General features: G+C 61.5%; 17 protein-coding genes. 4 read left to right on the top strand and 13 right to left on the bottom strand.

The genetic code is table 11. The annotated features are described in order from the left end of the window. Positions 1 to 4: 4 nt before the first annotated feature. The 9 genes from ACM1ZW_RS22235 to ACM1ZW_RS22195 all read right to left on the bottom strand — a co-directional run bounded on the left by ACM1ZW_RS22235 (position 5) and on the right by ACM1ZW_RS22195 (position 8799). Complete coding sequence (locus ACM1ZW_RS22235; protein ID WP_416739361.1) at positions 5 to 637, bottom strand: glutaminyl-peptide cyclotransferase; 633 nt, start codon at positions 635 to 637, stop codon at positions 5 to 7. A gap of 35 nt (positions 638 to 672) precedes the next feature. After that, positions 673 to 1893, bottom strand: coding sequence for a helix-turn-helix domain-containing protein (locus ACM1ZW_RS22230; protein WP_416739360.1), 1221 nt, complete (start codon positions 1891 to 1893; stop codon positions 673 to 675). A gap of 114 nt (positions 1894 to 2007) precedes the next feature. Beyond that, positions 2008 to 2490, bottom strand: coding sequence for a GNAT family N-acetyltransferase (locus ACM1ZW_RS22225; protein WP_017339274.1), 483 nt, complete (start codon positions 2488 to 2490; stop codon positions 2008 to 2010). Positions 2491 to 2646: 156 nt separating this feature from the next. Further along, complete coding sequence (locus ACM1ZW_RS22220; RefSeq protein ID WP_017339275.1) at positions 2647 to 2847, bottom strand: YbdD/YjiX family protein; 201 nt, start codon at positions 2845 to 2847, stop codon at positions 2647 to 2649. A gap of 123 nt (positions 2848 to 2970) precedes the next feature. Continuing rightward, complete coding sequence (locus ACM1ZW_RS22215) at positions 2971 to 4215, bottom strand: dihydrolipoyllysine-residue acetyltransferase (protein WP_416739359.1); 1245 nt, start codon at positions 4213 to 4215, stop codon at positions 2971 to 2973. 40 nt (positions 4216 to 4255) lie between these two features. Continuing rightward, complete coding sequence (gene mdeB, locus ACM1ZW_RS22210; RefSeq protein ID WP_416739358.1) at positions 4256 to 6955, bottom strand: alpha-ketoglutarate dehydrogenase; 2700 nt, start codon at positions 6953 to 6955, stop codon at positions 4256 to 4258. After that, the gene (locus ACM1ZW_RS22205) at positions 6952 to 7239 is read right to left on the bottom strand and encodes a hypothetical protein (RefSeq protein ID WP_080995133.1); all 288 of its coding nucleotides are present in this window, start codon (positions 7237 to 7239) and stop codon (positions 6952 to 6954) included. The genes mdeB and ACM1ZW_RS22205 overlap by 4 nt, the downstream gene beginning before the upstream one ends. 35 nt (positions 7240 to 7274) lie before the next feature. Further along, entirely contained in the window at positions 7275 to 7739 is a 465-nt protein-coding gene (locus ACM1ZW_RS22200) for a transketolase (protein ID WP_414879827.1), read from the bottom strand. A gap of 43 nt (positions 7740 to 7782) precedes the next feature. Further along, positions 7783 to 8799 carry a 1-aminocyclopropane-1-carboxylate deaminase gene (locus tag ACM1ZW_RS22195; protein ID WP_416739357.1) on the bottom strand — a complete coding sequence of 339 codons (1017 nt, stop codon included), beginning with the start codon at positions 8797 to 8799 and terminating at the stop codon, positions 7783 to 7785. Positions 8800 to 8999: 200 nt separating this feature from the next. Between ACM1ZW_RS22195 and ACM1ZW_RS22190 the strand changes: the two genes are divergently transcribed. Beyond that, a complete protein-coding gene (locus tag ACM1ZW_RS22190; RefSeq protein ID WP_017339281.1) occupies positions 9000 to 9509 on the top strand; it encodes an Lrp/AsnC family transcriptional regulator in 510 nt (169 codons plus the stop codon). A 3-nt stretch (positions 9510 to 9512) separates the two neighbouring features. Here ACM1ZW_RS22190 and ACM1ZW_RS22185 read toward each other — a convergent pair whose 3' ends face one another. Next, a complete protein-coding gene (locus tag ACM1ZW_RS22185; RefSeq protein ID WP_416739356.1) occupies positions 9513 to 10949 on the bottom strand; it encodes an HD domain-containing phosphohydrolase in 1437 nt (478 codons plus the stop codon). Between the two features lie 110 nt (positions 10950 to 11059). Between ACM1ZW_RS22185 and ACM1ZW_RS22180 the strand changes: the two genes are divergently transcribed. After that, positions 11060 to 11890 (top strand): alpha/beta hydrolase, encoded by an 831-nt coding sequence (locus ACM1ZW_RS22180; protein WP_017339283.1) that lies wholly within the window; start codon positions 11060 to 11062, stop codon positions 11888 to 11890. Positions 11891 to 11942: 52 nt separating this feature from the next. On the opposite strand, the gene ACM1ZW_RS22175 is transcribed toward ACM1ZW_RS22180, so the two are convergent. The 3 genes from ACM1ZW_RS22175 to ACM1ZW_RS22165 all read right to left on the bottom strand — a co-directional run bounded on the left by ACM1ZW_RS22175 (position 11943) and on the right by ACM1ZW_RS22165 (position 15326). Then, on the bottom strand, positions 11943 to 12212 hold the full coding sequence (locus tag ACM1ZW_RS22175) for a hypothetical protein (protein WP_253428777.1): 270 nt from the start codon (positions 12210 to 12212) through the stop codon (positions 11943 to 11945). A 496-nt stretch (positions 12213 to 12708) separates the two neighbouring features. After that, positions 12709 to 14055: a PQQ-dependent sugar dehydrogenase gene (locus ACM1ZW_RS22170; RefSeq protein ID WP_416739355.1), complete on the bottom strand. Its 1347-nt coding sequence runs from the start codon at positions 14053 to 14055 to the stop codon at positions 12709 to 12711. A 347-nt stretch (positions 14056 to 14402) separates the two neighbouring features. Continuing rightward, complete coding sequence (locus tag ACM1ZW_RS22165) at positions 14403 to 15326, bottom strand: LysR family transcriptional regulator (RefSeq protein ID WP_031318987.1); 924 nt, start codon at positions 15324 to 15326, stop codon at positions 14403 to 14405. Between the two features lie 175 nt (positions 15327 to 15501). Here ACM1ZW_RS22165 and ACM1ZW_RS22160 point away from each other — a divergent pair, with 175 nt between their 5' ends. After that, positions 15502 to 16638: an iron-containing alcohol dehydrogenase gene (locus ACM1ZW_RS22160; protein ID WP_414884103.1), complete on the top strand. Its 1137-nt coding sequence runs from the start codon at positions 15502 to 15504 to the stop codon at positions 16636 to 16638. A 73-nt stretch (positions 16639 to 16711) separates the two neighbouring features. After that, positions 16712 to 17491, top strand: a complete 780-nt coding sequence (locus ACM1ZW_RS22155) for an enoyl-CoA hydratase-related protein (RefSeq protein ID WP_416739354.1) — start codon at positions 16712 to 16714, stop codon at positions 17489 to 17491.

Raw genomic sequence — 17491 nt, 5'->3', positions numbered from 1 at the left:
AGCGTCATGCAGGCCGGCGTACCGCCCTCACCTTCCCGCTGCCACCGCCGCCGCAGAAAAACTGATCGCCGCCATCTGACTCAAGTCCCGATACGCCGACTCCGGTCGGCATCTTGACGCTCTGCAGCACCTCCCCGGTTTTCGGATCGACGCGACGCAGTTCGCTCTCGTCGCCTTCCCACGTCCCATGCCAAAGCTGCCCCTCCACCCAGGTCACCCCGGTAACGAAGCGGTTGGACTCGATCGTGCGCAAAATCGCGCCGGTCTCGGGATCGAGCTGGTGAATTTTCCGGTCGCGATACCGCCCCACCCACAGCGTGCCTTCAGCCCACGTCAGCCCGGAATCATTGCCGCCGCCCGGTGCGGGAATGGTATTGAGCACCTTGCCGGTCTGCGGGTCGATTTTCTGGATGCGGTCGGCGGCGATCTGGAACAGGTGCTGGCCATCGAACGCCGTACCCGCATCCGCGGTGACATCGATTGAACGCAAGGTTTTGCCGCTTTGCGGGTCGAGGGCGATGAGTTTTTCGCCACTGGCAAACCAGACGCGCTCACCGTCCCAGGTCACGCCATGCACGCTGTCGACACCGGTGAACGGGCCGTACTCGCGGAGGATTTCTGCGCTTGAGTGTTTCATTTCGGTTTCCTCATCAGGGGTTCGTGAGGTCCATCCTAGTCACTCGGCAGGGGCGCCGGGAGTAACAAGGTCGTCGCGAAACCCGGCATCGGCGGGGTCATCCAGCGCCGGGCCCGGCCACGTCCGAATGGCTGCACTTTTCCGGCCGCCGCCAGCGCGTCGAGTGCGCGCTGCACCGTGCGCTGACTGGTGCCGAGGGCCAACGCCAACGCTGAACTTGACCAGGATTCGCCGTCGGCGAGCAACGCAAACAGCGCCGCGTATCGTTCTTCGATCGGGTGCGCCAGCACCACCACGTCGGATGAAACCAGCGCCACCAGCGCAAACCCGTGTTGGGTGGCGACGACACCCGCCAAGGGTTTCAGCGCCGCGCGCAGGCGCCCGACTTCAACACGCAAGCGCGCTCGATGGGACTCGTCCGATAGCTTCAGGCGAAACGCCCGGCGAATCAGTGTCTCCCTCGATACGTCCGCCGGCCAGGTTTCGGCCAACGCCCGCGCGAGGGTGAACAGCACCGGGCGCCTGGCCAGGGAAACCGACATGCCGGCGCCGCGCACGGCATAACGGCAGGCGTCCACCACCAACGCGGTCGACCCGAGCACCGCTTCAACTTCATCCAGTAACAACGGTCGCTCTTCGCCATGGGCGATCAGACGCGCTGTCGGGGAATTCAGGACGAGAAAGGCGTTTTCGACCTCGGCAGTGAGCGCCGGGATACCCGCCTCGCGCGCGGCATGCTCGGCCCTCGTCAGGGCATGCCGGGCCGTTTGCGATTGCAGGCGACGGATCGCAATACCCGCCGCCACCAATTCATGGGCGGCGCGCAAAACCGGTGGCAGCGTTGCAGGGTCCAGCGCAGCGAGCAGAGCGTCAGCCTCGTCGAGGCGCCCTATCAGCAACAGTCGCCGAATCTGCAGATACCGCGCGTGAGCGGCGTTCACTCGATCCCCGTGCGCCTCCAGCGTCACCCGTGCGGCTTCGAGCGCCTTCACTGGCCAGCCCAGGTCGCGCGAAGCCAGCGCAATCTCGGCCTCGGCCACCACGCACCGCGCCCGCGCCAATGCCTCTTTCGGCCCGAATGCACGTGCGGCGCTTTTCACCAGCGCTTTCGCCCGAACCAGATCGCCGAGTTGCGCCATGGCGATACCGCGCAACGCGAGCGCGGGCGCATCGTCACGCAACGCCACCCGGTCCAGCGCTCCGAGCGGGTCGCCCGCCGCCAGTGCCCGCGCGGCAGCTGTGATCAATGAGTCCATAGGAGTAGCGCCACGGTTGTCGCTCCTGTCGTTCGATAACCTTGGTTAGTCTAGTCACGCGACAGGATGAGCACGGGGCGGGATTGTTTGCGCTTGTAAGGGGATGTCCGAGGGTCAGGCGTGGGTCAGCAACCGCATGTTCAACAGTGCGACCCGACGACCATCCGGCGAGAGCCGTTCCTCAATACCGAACGGCATAAATCCGAGCTGCGGATACAGCAGCAGTCCCGCCGTGTTTTCGTTGAAGCATGAAATCTGCACTTCACTGGCCTGGTGACGATCGATCGCCAGCCCCACCATCGTCTCCACCAGAAATTTCGCCACGCCCTTTCCCCGGGCCCTGGGTGCCACGATCACATTGCCGATCGCGCACACGCCTTCTCGCTCAAACCTGTAAAAGTTCGCAAAACCAATCACAGAGCCATCCTCTTCAACCACCGTTGAGTCAGAACGTTGGGCAATCGATGCAAGTAATTGGGCGTCCGTCAGCGGGTACTGCCCCTTCGGAAACATGAAAAACAGTTCTTCAGGGGTTTGCGGGAAATTGCAGATCGCCAGAACATCTTCCGCGCGTACAGGGCGGTGAGTGAGGGGCATGATTCGGCTCCATCCAAATGTCGGTGTGACACATTACTGATTGCAGGCTCCGAATTAAAGTGGCTGCATGCGGACAGTTTGCTAACCATGAAACGCAAAAAGCCTCGCCCTCTCAGAGAGGACGAGGCCTTTCGGTGACCACCGATCAACCGGCGTTCAGCAGCACCGCGTCGTGCAACTGCGTTTGCCGTAGCGTGCTTCCTGACGTTCACGAAAAAAAGCTGAATAGCTCATGACCGATTCGTCCGGATGATTGCGCTTCATCTGCGCGACGTAGTTGTCATAATCCGGAACGCCCACCATCAGGCGCGTGCTCTGGCTGAGGAACCTGGCGGCAAGCTGCAGTTTGCGGAACATGGCAAAAGCCTCTTTGAGGGTTGGACGGTCCCATGAAACCGCACTTATGTATCTGAATTGTGTCCGCGACCGGGGAAGTTGTCAGTTAAGTGACTGAACGAACCCGGTAAACCGGCAACCGGGTCACAGAACCAACCGGCGGTAATCCGCCAGCACACTGCTCAGATACGCGTTGAAACGCCCCGCCGCCGCGCCATCGATCACTCGATGGTCCCAACTCAGGCTCAACGGCAGAATATTGCGCGCGACAACCTGCCCGCCCTCCAGCGCGAGTCGTTCCGTGCTTTTGCCCACCCCGAGAATTGCGACTTCCGGCGCATTGATGATTGGCGTGAAATACGTCCCGCCAATACCGCCCAACGACGAGATCGAAAAGCAACCGCCACTCATCTCGGCAACGCTCAATTTGCCCCCCCGCGCCTTTTCAGCCAGCACCGACATTTCCCGGGCAATCGCCAGCACGCCTTTCTGATCGACGTCCTTGATGACGGGGACGACCAACCCTTCAGGCGTATCGGCGGCGAAACCGATGTGGCAATAGCGCTTTAACACCAGGTCGTCGCCTTTGAGACTGGCATTGAACTCCGGGAATTTTTTCAACGCGCCGGCACAGGCTTTCATCAACAACGCCAGCAACGTCAACTTGACCCCGCTGCCGGCCTTTTCCTTGTTCACCTGCACGCGGAATTGTTCGAGCTGCGTGATATCGGCGTCGTCATGATTGGTCACGTGGGGAATCATGAGCCAATTGCGATGCAGGTTCGCCCCGCTGATTTTGCGGATTCTCGACAGTGTCCGGGTTTCCACCGGCCCGTACTTGGCAAAATCCACCACCGGCCAGGGCAGCAATCCGCCTAATGGCTGAACACCGGTTTCAGTTACTGTCAGTACGCCTTTCACATGGGCCGACACGTCGGCTTTGGTGATGCGACGACGTAGACCCGTGCCCTGAATGGCCTTGAGCGAAACACCCAACTCACGAGAGAACTTGCGAACCGACGGCGATGCCAGCGGCAAGTCCGTTGGCGGATCAAACGCTTCGATGAGCAACGCTGGCGCAGCCACCGACAGAGGCGCCGCGACCGTTGCAACGGGCTCTATGCTGGGCGCAGACGTCGCCAATCGCCCTTCATTTTCGATAAAGGCAATCGGCGATCCCTCGCTGACTTTGTCATCCAGCCTGACCACCAACGATTGCAACACACCCGTCTGCGGCGATGGAATTTCCATGGACGCCTTGTCGGTCTCGACGATGCTCAGGGTCTGCCCTTCGACCACCGCATCGCCCACCTTGACCGGTATTTCTATGACACCGACATCTTTGGCATCGCCAATGTCGGGCATTCGCACTTCATGCACATTCTTCATGACCATTTCCTGATAATTCGACTCGACCTGAAGCCCGGCTTCAAGCTTCCCAAGGCGCGATGGCGTCCACATCAATCGCGTAGCGCGCAATCGCTTCGGCGCACACGCCGACATCGAGGAGTCCTTCCTGAACCAGTGACGTCAGGGCGCTCAAGGCGATCTGATGGCGGTCCACTTCAAAAAACGAGCGCAGCCTGCCACGGGTATCACTGCGGCCAAATCCGTCGGTGCCAAGCACCGTGTAACGCGCCGGCACATAACTGGCGATCAGTTGGGGCAAGGCGCGCACGTAATCGGTACAGGCAATGATCGGCGCCGCGTCGTTGAGCGATTCCTGAACGTGGCTGCGCCGCGCCGGTTGTCCGGGATGCAGGCGATTCCAGCGTTCCACTTCGCGGGCCTCGCGGGCCAGTTCGGTGAAGCTGGTGACGCTCCACACTTCACTGTCGATGTTCCAGTCGCTGGCCAGCAACTCGGCCGCCGCGATCACTTCAAGCAGGATTGCGCCGGAACCCAGCAACTGGACGCTGCCGCGTGCATCCTCGACTTCGTGTCGGGCGAACAGGTACATGCCTTTGATAATCGCCTGTTCGACACCGTCGGGAAGGTTGGGCTGCGGGTAGTTTTCGTTCATCAGCGTGACGTAATAGAACTCATCGACCTGGCGCTCCAGCATCTGGCGCATGCCGTGATCGAGGATCACCGCACACTCACCGGCGAACGCCGGATCGTAGGCACGGCAGTTGGGCACCATCGCTGCCATCAGGTGGCTGTTACCGTCCTGGTGCTGCAGGCCTTCGCCGCCCAGCGTGGTGCGGCCCGCCGTGGCGCCAAGCAGGAACCCGCGTGCCCGTTGGTCAGCCGCCGCCCAGATCAGGTCGCCGACGCGCTGGAAGCCGAACATCGAGTAGTAAATGTAGAACGGCAGCATGGGCAGGCCATGCACCGAATAGCTGGTCGCCGCGGCGACCCAGGAACTGATCGCGCCAGCTTCACTGATGCCTTCTTCGAGAATCTGGCCATCCAGGGCTTCCCGATAACTCAGGATCGAACCGATGTCCTCCGGTTCGTAACGCTGGCCCACGCTGGAGTAGATGCCGATCTGTTTGAACAGGCTGGCCATGCCGAACGTGCGCGCCTCATCCGCCACGATCGGCACGATGCGCGGCCCCAGTTGCTTGTCCCGGAGCAATCCGCTGAGCATCCGCACAAACGCCATGGTGGTGGACATTTCCTTGCCTTCCGCGGCAATGGCGAACCCGGCGTAGTTGTTGATATCGGGCACCGCCAATGACGCCGACGTTGTCGGTCGCGACGGCATGTACCCGCCCAAGGCTCGGCGACGTTCATGCAGGTAACGCATTTCGGCGCTGTCGTCGGCGGGCTTGAAGAAGCTCAGCGAGGTGGCCTGTTCATCGGTCAGCGGCAAATTGAAACGGTTACGGAAGGCGATCAAGGCCTCCTTGTCGAGTTTCTTCTGCTGGTGAACGGTCATCTTGCCCTGCCCGGCGTCGCCCATGCCGAAGCCTTTCTTGGTCTGCGCCAGAATCACCGTGGGCTTTCTGCCCTCACGCATCGCGCTGTGGTAGGCGGCAAAAATCTTCACCACGTCGTGGCCACCGCGCTTGAGGCGGTCGATCTGTTCATCGGTCAGGCCCTGGGCGAGATGCGTCAGGGCTTCATTCTGGCCAAAGAACTGATCGCGGTTGAAGCGCCCGTCTTTGGCGGCAAAGGTCTGGAACTGGCCGTCGACCGTGGCGGACAAGGCCTTGACCAGCGCGCCGTCGTGATCCCGGGCAAACAGGCCGTCCCAGTCGGAACCCCAGACCAGTTTGATGACGTTCCAGCCGGCCCCACCGAACAGCGCCTCCAATTCATCGATGATGCGACCGTTGCCCCGCACCGGACCGTCCAGCCGCTGAAGGTTGCAGTTGACCACCCACACTAGATTATCCAGCCCTTCACGCGCCGCCAGCGTCAGGGCCGACATGCTTTCCGGCTCATCCATTTCACCGTCGCCAAACACGCCCCAGACGGTGCGCCCGGCGGTGTCTTGCAAGCCGCGGTGCTCCAGGTATCGCATGAAGCGCGCCTGGTAGATCGAGCTGATCGGGCCGATGCCCATCGAGCCGGTCGGGAACTGCCAGAAGTCCGGCATCAACCACGGGTGCGGGTAACTCGAGAGGCCTCGGGCACCCTGGGCGCGCGCGCCGATCTCTTGTCGATAATGCTGCAGGTCCTTTTCCTCGAGGCGACCTTCCAGAAAGGCCCGTGCATAAACGCCCGGCGCGGAGTGCGGCTGATAAAACACCAGATCTCCGCCGCTGCTTTCGGTACGCGCCTTGAAGAAGTGGTTGAAGCCCACCTCGAACAAGTCCGCAGCGCTGGCATAACTGGCGATGTGACCACCGAGTTCCCCATAGGCCTGGTTGGCCCGGGCCACCATGACCAGCGCATTCCAGCGCATGATCGAGGCCAGGCGTTCTTCCATCGCCAGATCGCCCGGAAACACCGGCTGCTGCTCAACGCTGATGGTATTGATGTAGGGCGTGCCATGGCGCGGCCGCCAGTTCATCTCGGCAGTGCTGGCCAGCGCCACCAGCATGTCCATGATCTGCGCGGCTTGCCCGGCACCGCCATGGGCGATGACCGAGAGCAAGGCATCCCGCCATTCAGCGATTTCCTGGGCATCTTCAGCGGTCTGGCCCGGCAATTGGGCATGAATGTCGGACGGGTTCATGGGCAACTCCTGCAGGTGTCGGGAAACACTTCAAGGTGGCGCGAATGGCTGGCTCGGGCGAGGCTTTTGACGTGCTCCATCGCCTCGAGGATGGAACGCTCCGCCGAGACGACATTCGCCGTCTCGACATGGATCATCGCAACATTGTCAAAACAGCTGAAGCCCTGGTGGATCAAGTCAATATGATCGCTTTCAAGTCCGGACGCGATGACGACAATACGCGTGCAACTTGAAGGCTCGCGCATCCATTTCATGGCTTTGCGACAGTCGGCAGTTTGGCTCATAGGCTTCGCCTTTCTTGTTTGGGGGTGGCTGATTGCTAAATGCCGCAGCGTTCCTGCAGCACGCTTTTCGCCAGGCTCCGGGTGGCCGATAGAACCGCTTCCACCTGTCGGTCCATCGCCGCGCTGGAGGACGCTACTTCTCCCAGTTCGACGACGCGCAACGGGTGACCACAGACAGAGCCCAGCCAGGCCAGGCCAGGGGCCGCGCCGACTTCGACGTCCAGTAAAAAGCTGCCTTTGGAAACGTAGCGCAGCAATTGACTGGCGTCACACGCGTCGACCCGCGGCGACTGTTCGGGGTTGAACCCGACCCGCAACCAGTCGAGCATCAATTCCCGGGATTGCTTGACGGCCAGATAAGCCACCTGATCCCAGTCATCGATCGCCATGTGCAGCTTGTCGATCATGTATTTGGGCAAAGCGGCGCTGGTGACGATGACCACCCCGGCCTCCGCCGACGGTTCCTTGATCCAGACTGCGGATTGCGATGTCGCATGCATGGCGTTACTCCCAGCGGTTGAACGGTCCCTTCCCACAGTTTTTTCAGCCGTTGCGGAACAGGAAACTGTAGGCATTCAGCGCCGGTACCCCGCCCAGGTGCGCGTACAGCACTTTCGAACCTTCGGGAAATTCGCCACGGCGGACCATTTCAATCATCCCGTGCATGGATTTGCCCTCATACACCGGGTCAGTCAGCACGCCTTCAAGACGCCCGCACAGACGAATGGCTTCCAGCGTGCCATCGTTCGGCAAACCGTATTCCGGATAGGCGAAGCGCGTGTCGAGCACCACATCCTCTTCGGTGATTTCGCGACCCAGCTCCACCAGTTCGGCGGTGTGCCGGGCGATACGCAGGATCTGCGCCCTGGTCTTTTCTGGTTTGGCCGAGGCGTCGATGCCAATGACATTTTTCGAACGGCCGTCGGCGGCGAAACCGACAACCATGCCCGCCTGGGTACTGCCGGTCACGGAGCACACGACGATGTAGTCGAATTTGAAGCCCAGTGCCTGTTCCTGCTGCCGGACTTCCTCGGCGAAACCGACGAAGCCGAGGCCGCCATAAGGGTGCTCGGAACAACCCGCCGGAATCGGGAACGGCTTGCCGCCCCGCTCCACCACGTCGCTCATGGCCTTCTCCCAGCTGGGCCGAATGCCGATGTCGAACCCGGCGGCGTCCAGTCGTACGTCGGCGCCCATGATGCGAGACATTTCGATATTGCCGACCCGGTCATACACGGCGTCGGAGTAGTTCACCCAGTTTTCCTGGACCAGCACACACTTCATGCCCAGGTGGGCAGCGACGGCCGCGACCTGACGGGTCTGGTTCGACTGGATACCACCGATGGACACCAGGGTGTCGCAGCCCTGTTCGATCGCTTCGGGAATCAGGTATTCGAGCTTGCGCGTCTTGTTGCCGCCAAAGGCCAGGCCACTGTTGCAGTCTTCACGTTTGGCATACAGCTCGACCTTGCCGCCCAGGTGTTCGCTGAGGCGTTTCAAGGGCGTGATGGGAGAAGGACCGAAGGTCAGCGGATAACGTTTGAAGCGATTCAGGTTCATGACTTTGCTCCTTGATTATTGGATATCCAAGCGCCAGACCGAAAGACAAAAAAACGGCATTTCCAGGCTGTTTCAGGCGACTTCGATGAGTTCAATATTAAGAACAAAGCGAAAAAAATGTGTTGCAAGTTTCAATCCATTAAAGAAACATAAATCAGCAGTTATTACTTAAAACAGACTTTTATTGTGCATAAATGACCATGAGCGCAACAAATAATCACAAGAAACCCGGCACTCCAGGTGCGGAGCCGCTCACGCTGGACCGGACCGACCGCGCCATTCTCAAGACCCTGCAGCGAGACGCCTCCATCTCCAATGTGGCGCTCGCCGAGAAGGTAAAACTGAGCGCGCCGGCCTGCCTGCGGCGAGTCGAACGCCTCAAGCAGGCGGGCCTGATCAAGGGCATTGTCGCGCTGCTGGACAACGACGCGCTGGATGCGGGGATGGTGGTGTTGATCGGCGTGGTGCTGGACCGCTCGACGCCGGAATCCTTCGCCGCCTTCGAAGCCGCGGCACAGAAAGTGTCCGGGTGTATGGAGTGCCATGTGGTGACGGGGGAATTCGACTACTTCATGTTGATCCGCACCAAGGACAGCAACAGCTTCAACCGGCTGCACGCCGAGCAGTTGCTTTACCTGCCGGGGGTTCGGCAGATTCGCTCTTTCATGGGGTTGCGCCAGGTGTTGTCGACCACACACATCCCCATTTGAGGGTCATATCAATCCGAGCGTCAGCGCCTTCAGTGTCGCGGCCGCACGGGTCGTGCACTGCAATTTGCGGAACACACTCTCGACATGGGTGCGCACCGTGCTCGGGCTGATGCCGAGCTGGCGCGCCACCTCCTTGTTGCTGCCGCCCATGCTGATGCGTTGCAGGATTTGCGTCTCGCGGTCGCTCAGCAGGCTGGCATTTCCCCTGGGTGCGACGACGCTCTCGCCGCGAGCCGCCGCGATGACCGCCTGACAGGCCTGGGGGTCGAAACGCCCCCGCGCGGCTTCGTCGAGCAAGAGACGCTCGGCGTCACTGTCGCTGAAGGCCGCACGCCACGGCCGGTCGCCACGTAATGCCTGCCAGACCAGCGTGGCCGCCAGCAAACGCTGTTCGGCGGGCAAGGCATCGCCCTCAAGGCCACGGAAGTAGCCACTGCCATCCAGTCGTTCATAGGCATTCGCCGCCAGCCGACCCGGCGCCGTCAGTTCGGGAATCTGGCCGCAAGTGCGCGACGTCCAGTAAGGCACCAGCCGGACCTGTTCGAGATCACCGTCCAGCAATACGCCCGGCGTGTTCCAGATTCGGTTGGGCACCGCCGCCCGGCCGACGCCATGAATCAGCGCGGCTTTCGCGGCCTGGTCAGCCGACTGGTCCGACAAGCCCCACAACCTCGCGGCCTCCCTGACCAGTTCGGCCGACCGGCGTGAGTAGCCCGCCAACCAAGGCAGCTTGAGGTCGATCACATCCCCGACCAGCCTCAGCGCAACCTGCCCCTCGCTTCGATGCGGTTGCGAACGAACGTCTTGCGGCACGCGCAACGATTCCAGCCAGTCTTTGGCATTGAGCGCAAGTTCTGCCGCCAGCGATGCCGGGTAGCGACGATCGCCCTTGGTCGCGATCCACTCCAGTGCCGCCTCCAGTCCGTGAACCCGGGAGAGGATTTCCAGATCACCGGCCAGCAACACTTGATAGACCACCTCAGGCACCTCGGGATGGCGCAAGCCAAAGGGTTTGCCTTCACCGTCGAACTGCTCGAACACATGTCGCAGCCCATGTTCGACCGGTGCGCTCAGGCCCAGCGTGTGTGCGATATCGCCCGACACCTCGCAATGCACCACGGCCAACGGCGCCGATTTGCGCATCGCGCGCAGGCCTGCCGCGCCCAGTGTCTGGCTGAGCATGGCGTTGCGGCCTTCGACGTCATCGCCCAGCAAACGGGTAAAACCCTCGGCATTGGCCGTACACCCCGACCAACGCAGCAAGGCCACTTGCCGTGCGACCTCAGTGTGTTCACCGGCACCGTGGCACGACTGCGCGAGCAACTGCACCAGGCGAGCCGTACGGCGTGACTGGTCGAAGGGCTGGCCCATACTCAAATCGCCGACCATGGACAACGCCAGGATCGCACTCTCCAGCTCGATGCCGTCACTCTCGCGCATGACTCTCCCCTTTCTTCGAATGATGTTTGGCCTGCCTCGGATAAACGACCGATACCGGACCGCCCCCGTATTCCTGAAACTGCGTCACACCAACCACAGGAGTTCCAACCATGTTCAAACCCAAGGCTATCGCTCTCGCACTCGCCATGACCACTTCATTGTTCGCCGTCGGCAGCCAGGCCGCCGCCCCGCAACCGTCGGTGGTGATCGTACACGGTGCTTTCGCCGACGGCTCCGACTGGGGCAAGGTTGTTCCGCTGCTACAGGCCGAAGGCATCAAGGTTACCGTGGTGCAAAACCCGCTGACTTCCCTGGCCGATGACGTTGCGGCCACGCAGCGCGTGTTGAACAATCAGGACAACGGCGTTGTGCTGGTCGGGCACTCCTGGGGCGGTACAGTCATCAGTCAGGCCGGTACTGACCAGAAAGTCCGTGGCCTGGTGTACGTCGCTGCGTTCGCCCCGGATGCGGGCCAGGCCAGTAAGGATCTGGGCAAAGACTTCCCGGCGCCGCCCGGCGTGAAAGACATCGCCGCTGATAAAAACGGCTTTCTCTACATGACCCCCCAAGGCATGGCCACCGGCTTCGCCCAGGATCTTCCCGCCGCACAGACCGCCGTCATGGCCGCCACGCAGGGACCGATTCGTGCCTCGGCATTCGACGACAAAACCAGCGTCGCTGCCTGGAAAGGCAAACCGACCTGGTACGTCGTTGCTCGCGACGACCGCATGATCCAACCGGATCTGCAGCGTGCGTTTGCCAAGAAATTGAAAGCGCAGGTCACCGAAGTCCAGGCCAGTCATGTGCCGCAGCAGTCGCGTCCGGCCGACGTGGCCAAGGTCATCATCCAGGCGGTGCACGAGACTCAGGACAAGACCGCGGAAGTGACGGATGCAACCCAGCAGTCTCATGGGCCGCAAAACACCAGGAACGGGGTTTGAGCAGGCCACTTTGACGCACAAAAAAGCCGCGAATATCGCGGCTTTCTCGTTCTCAGCGTGCAGTTTTTTCCAGCGTCCAGCCCAGCACATCCAAGGCATCACAGCCGTCCTGGACGAGCATGTGTGCGGCGTTGGCGAAATGTTCCAGGTCATGACCCTCGGCTTCTCTGACGCAAAGGCAGGAAACACTGTTGAGCAGATTACGCGCAGCTTTTAGTCGGTGGACGGCGGTTTCAAGAAGATCGGAAGCGCGGGCTTCGGTGTCGATGTACAGCGTCGGGCCGACGCTGAAGTTGCCTTGGAGCGGGTGGAATTTAGGCATGGCGTGAATCTCATCTGATAAGTGAAGCTCCCACCCTTTCGCGGCTAAACGAATTTGGGTGGTAGCTATGCGCGGGTTAGCCGACCGGACAGATGAACCCGGCACACCCGAAGGTGTCCCACGCACAGCCACCATAGACATGTAGATTCTAGGCAGCAAAAAACGCCGCGATTATACGGGCGCTTGTGCATCATCTGATACGACCGGCTAAAGTCGATCACCGATTCGTCGGCGACGGGCGAACTATAGGCGAGCCTTAAGCGAAGAAAAACCCGGTTTATGCGTCTCGGAGACGTCCTACACCTTTCTCGTAAATGCCTCGTTCCTCGATTTTTCTCCCTCGTGGATAGATCAAACTTCTTTTAGAACGTCACGGACCGGCCAGTGCACAAAATCCACAAGATGCCCTCGTCGAACAAAAAAAAGGCGCGTACCTCGCGGCGCGCGCCTTCTATCATCTGCGTGAGTTTTGCAACACTGAGTCAAGCCCAGGTTTTCATTGCCCCTGTTTGGCCGCCACCACACGCCACACCTTGTTACCGACATCATCGGCCACCAGCAACGCACCACCCTGATCAAGCGCTACCCCCACAGGACGCCCTTGCGCTTCGCCATCGGCATTGAGGAAACCGGTGAGAAAATCCACCGGCACGCCTGACGGCTTGCCGTCGCTGAACGGGATGAACACCACTTTATAGCCCGCCTGCGGATTGCGGTTCCACGAGCCGTGTTCGCCGATAAACACACCGTTGGCGAAACCGGCCGGCATTGCGCGGGCGTCGGAGAACGCGAGGCCCAGCGGTGCGACGTGGGTGCCCAGCGCGTAATCCGGGGAGATGGCCTGAGCCACCTTGTCCGGGCGCGGCGGCTCTACACGGGTGTCGACGTGGTTGCCGTAGTAACTCCACGGCCAGCCGTAGAACGCCCCGTCTTTCACCGAGGTCAGGTAATCCGGCACCAGGTCGCTGCCGATTTCGTCACGCTCGTTGACCACGGTCCACAACTCGTTCGAGCCCGGCTTCCAGGCCAGGCCGTTGGGGTTGCGCAGACCGCTGGCGAACAGGCGCTTTTCTGCGCTTTTAACGTCGACTTCCCAAATCGCCGCACGACCTTCTTCGGCCTCAAGGCCGTTTTCACCGACGTTGCTGTTGGAGCCGACGGTGACGTAAAGCTTGGTGCCCTCGGGATTGGCGAGGACGTTTTTGGTCCAGTGGTGGTTGATGCCAGCGGGCAAGTCGGTGACTTTTACCGGCGTCGCGCTGATTTCGGTTTGCCCCGTGATGTAAGGCACCTTGACCACGGCATCGGCGTTGGCAATGAACAGCTCGTCCCCCACCAACGCCATGCCGAATGGCGAAGTCAGCCCGCTCATGAACACCGTGCGGGTTTCAGCGTGACCGTCGCCATCGGCATCGCGCAATAAGGTGATGCGATTGGCGCTGGGCACATCGGCGCCGACCCGTCCCATCACAATGCCCATCGCCGTGCGCTTCGCCCAGGCCAGCGGCCCGCTGCCGCCGTCCGTGGCGCCTTCGGGCATCGGCGGGTGATTGCTTTCGGCGACCAGCACATCGCCGTTGGGCAGCAGGTAGATCCAGCGCGGATGGTCGAGATCGTCCGCCAGCGCGGTCACCTTGAATCCGGCAGGCGCCTTGGGCATGTCACTGCCCGACCAGCCGACTGCCTTGGACACCTTCAACGTGGGGATCAACGAAGTGGTGGGTTCAGGCAACTGCGGCGAGGGGCCGACGCTGGCCTGGGGCGGCAGTTTGGACGATTCACCACACGCGGTGAGCAACGCGGCAGCGGTCATCAAGAGCGCCAGTCGGCGGGAAACAGTCATGGTTCGAACCTCGCAATGGCCATCCGTGGGCCAATTTAGGGGAAGGCAAAATCCCGTCGAGTATCGCGGCGTTGATCCGTCACAAACACCGCGCCAGTCACAAATCAATTTTGCCTGAATCGCACGAATGCACGCCCTCAATGCCGGGCACTATCCCAACCACTGGTTCCAGGCTAATGCTGGTCACTTGTGGCGAGCGAGCTTGCTCGCGCCGGGCTGCGTAGCGGCCCCAAAAAGCTGACAACCAATGCGATTTTTGTGAGTGCTACGCACTCAAGCGGGAGCAAGCTCCCTCGCCACAGGTTTCTCTGGTTCAAGACTCTCTGGGTGTGAACAGCATTACGGTTCTACGCGGGATTCAACAACGCCTCGCGCAACAGCCTGGCCGCCGGCGAGTCCGGCACGCCTTTGCGCGATACCAGTTCATAGGGTTCGCTGCGCGAGGTGATAGGCAGCGGCAGCGTGGTGGTGAAGCCGTAGCCGGAGCAGAACTTCGCCACGTCGGTCGACACCAGCGCGACAAGGGTCGGGTTTTCCTGAAGCAGCGACAAGGTGGCGAAGGCCGAGGTGGTTTCCAGCAGGTGCACTGGAAAACGCAGGTCGGCCTCGTGAAATTCCCGCTCCAGCAATAACCGCATCGGCATGTTGGCGCGATAGACGACCCAGCGGTAATCCACCAGGTCCTTCAGCGATAGCTGCCGGGCATAGGCGAACGGATGTTGGGTGCTGGCGATCACCGCGAGGGTTTCCTCGACGAAGGTCGAGCTCTCGTACAAGTAGGGAGTGGTGCTGATGGTAGTACGGCAGATCGCCAGGTCCAGGCGTCCGGCGTCGAGCTGGCTGAGCAGCGCGGCGCTGGTGTCCTCGACGATCTCGATGGACAGCTTCGGGTGGTCGGCTATCACCCGGCTGATCGCCGTGGTCAGCAGCGGAACGGCGCCCATGATGGTGCCGACCGACACGCGCCCGCCCTCGCCGCTCATGATGCCGATGATCTCTTCGCGCAGGTGCGCGAGGTCGGTCTGGATCAACCGCGCGTACCGGATGACCGAGCGTCCGGCATCGTTCGGTTCAAGCCCGCGGTTAGTGCGGGTGAACAAGGACGTGCCAAAGGTGGTTTCAATTTCCTGCAGTGCCTTGCTCGCGCCGGGCTGGGTCAGCGCGACCTGCTTGGCCGCGCCCAGCAAGGAGCCGTGCTCGTCCAGGGCGATCAGCAAACGAAGCTGCTTGATGTGCAGGCGGGACATGATCGAGTTCAGTGAGGGCGTCATCAGGGTTAACTAAAAGTTATAGAGGTATCGAAAGTTGTCAGTATCGAGGCTGGCCACGACGGCCCTATAGTCCACCCCACAACCAGGCAATGCAACGGGTTTGACCAGAGCGCTAACGCCCTCCTGCCCAAGACCGGTTGCAACAATAACAATCCTGTATAACTTGTGGTGAATCATGTCACTCATCAATTACGTCACCAAAATCCAGTTCGGCTATGACAGCCTCCAGCACCTGGCGGCCGAAGCCGAGCGCGCCGGCATCACCCGGCCGCTGATCGTCACCGACGTCGGCGTGCGCAATGCCGGCATCGTCGACAAAGTCATCGCTGCCCTCGGCGGCCTCACTCCGGCGATTTTCGACGCCACCCCGCCCAACCCGAACGAACACGCCGTGCGTGAAGCCGTGGCGCATTACCACCTCGGCGAGTGCAACGGCATCATCGCGGTGGGCGGCGGTTCCTCGATCGATCTGGCCAAGGGCGTCGCGGTCTGCGCCACCCACGACGGTCCTCTGCACAGCTTTGCGGTGATCGAAGGCGGGCTGGACCGCATCACGTCGGCCACCGCGCCGCTGATCGCGATTCCGACCACGGCGGGCACCGGCAGTGAAGTCGGACGAGGCGCCATCCTGATCCTCGACGATGGTCGCAAAGTCGGCGTCATCTCGCCTTACGTGGTGCCTCGCGTGGCCATCTGCGATCCGGAACTGACCCTGGGCCTGCCGCCCATGCTCACCGCCGCCACCGGCATGGACGCGATCGCCCACTGCATCGAAACCTTCATGGCGCCGGCCTTCAACCCCGCCGCCGACGGCATCGCCCTCGACGGCCTGTGGCGCGCCTGGGAACACATCGAACGTGCCACCGCCGAGCCTGGCGATCGTGAAGCGCGGATGAACATGATGAGCGCTTCGATGCAGGGCGCACTCGCCTTTCAAAAAGGTCTGGGCTGCGTGCACAGCCTCTCCCACGCCCTGGGCGGCATCAACCCGAAACTCCACCACGGCACGTTGAACGCGATTTTTTTACCGGTGGTCGTGCACTTCAATGCCAATGCTCCGACCGTCCGTGACGAGCGCAAACTCGAACGTCTGCGCCACGCGATGGGCCTTGAAGCCGGCGCGAACATCGGTGCGGCCATCGAAGACATGACCCGACGCCTGGGCCTGCCCACCCGCCTGAGCGAGATCGGCGTCGATCCGAGCCTGTTTGCCGGCATCGTCGAGGGCGCGTTGCACGATCACAGCCACAAGACGAACCCGCGCGAAGCCTCGTCTGCAGACTACCTGTCGATGCTCGAACAATCGCTGTAAGCAGCCGCTATCCAACAACAATAAATCAGGAGGCATCCGCGTCGTCGGCCAAGCCAACGCCAGCGGAACAATCATGAAGCCCACCGTCCTTATCGAACGGCAAGACGCCATTGCCATCGTCACCCTCAGTCATCCGGGAAAAATGAACGCCCTGACCCTGTCCATGTGGCAGGACCTGGGTGACGTCATGACCGAATTGTCCGCCGACCTCAGCGTGCGCTGCGTGGTGTTGCGCGGTGCCGGCGAACAGGCCTTTGCCGCTGGCGCCGATGTCGGCGAGTTTCCGGCCGTGCGCGCCAACCAGGCGCAAGCCAGGGTCTATGCCGATGTCACCTCGAAGGCGATGCGCGCGGTTGTCGATTGCCCGCACCCGGTGATCGCGATGATCCATGGCGTGTGCGTCGGTGGCGGCCTGGAAATCGCCGCGCTCTGTGACCTGCGTATCTGTGGCACATCCAGCCGCTTCGGTGCGCCAGTCGGCAAGCTCGGGCTGGTCATGTCCTATGACGAAATGGCCGGGCTGGTAGCCCTCGCCGGACGCTCGACGACCCTGGAAATTCTTCTGGAAGGCCGCATTCTCGACGCCCACGACGCCTACGTGAAAAACATCGTGACCCGCGTCGTGCCCGATGCCGAGGTCGAGTCAGAGACCCTCGCCACCGCCAAACGCATCACCCAAGGCGCGCCCCTCGTTGCTCGCTGGCATCGCCAGGCAGCGCGACAACTGGAAGCGGGCGTTGCCCCCACCGTCGAACAGATCGACAGCAGTTACTCCTGCTACGACACCGACGATTTTCAGACTGGCCTGAACGCGTTCATCGCGAAGGCCAAACCACAATTCGAGGGTAAATAA

Origin of the sequence: Pseudomonas sp. NFX71, from assembly GCF_048079215.1 — a bacterium.
Taxonomy (GTDB): Bacteria; Pseudomonadota; Gammaproteobacteria; order Pseudomonadales; family Pseudomonadaceae; genus Aquipseudomonas; species Aquipseudomonas fluorescens_B.
Note: the sequence above shows the minus strand (reverse complement) of the source record. Positions and strands in the feature narration are given on the sequence as shown.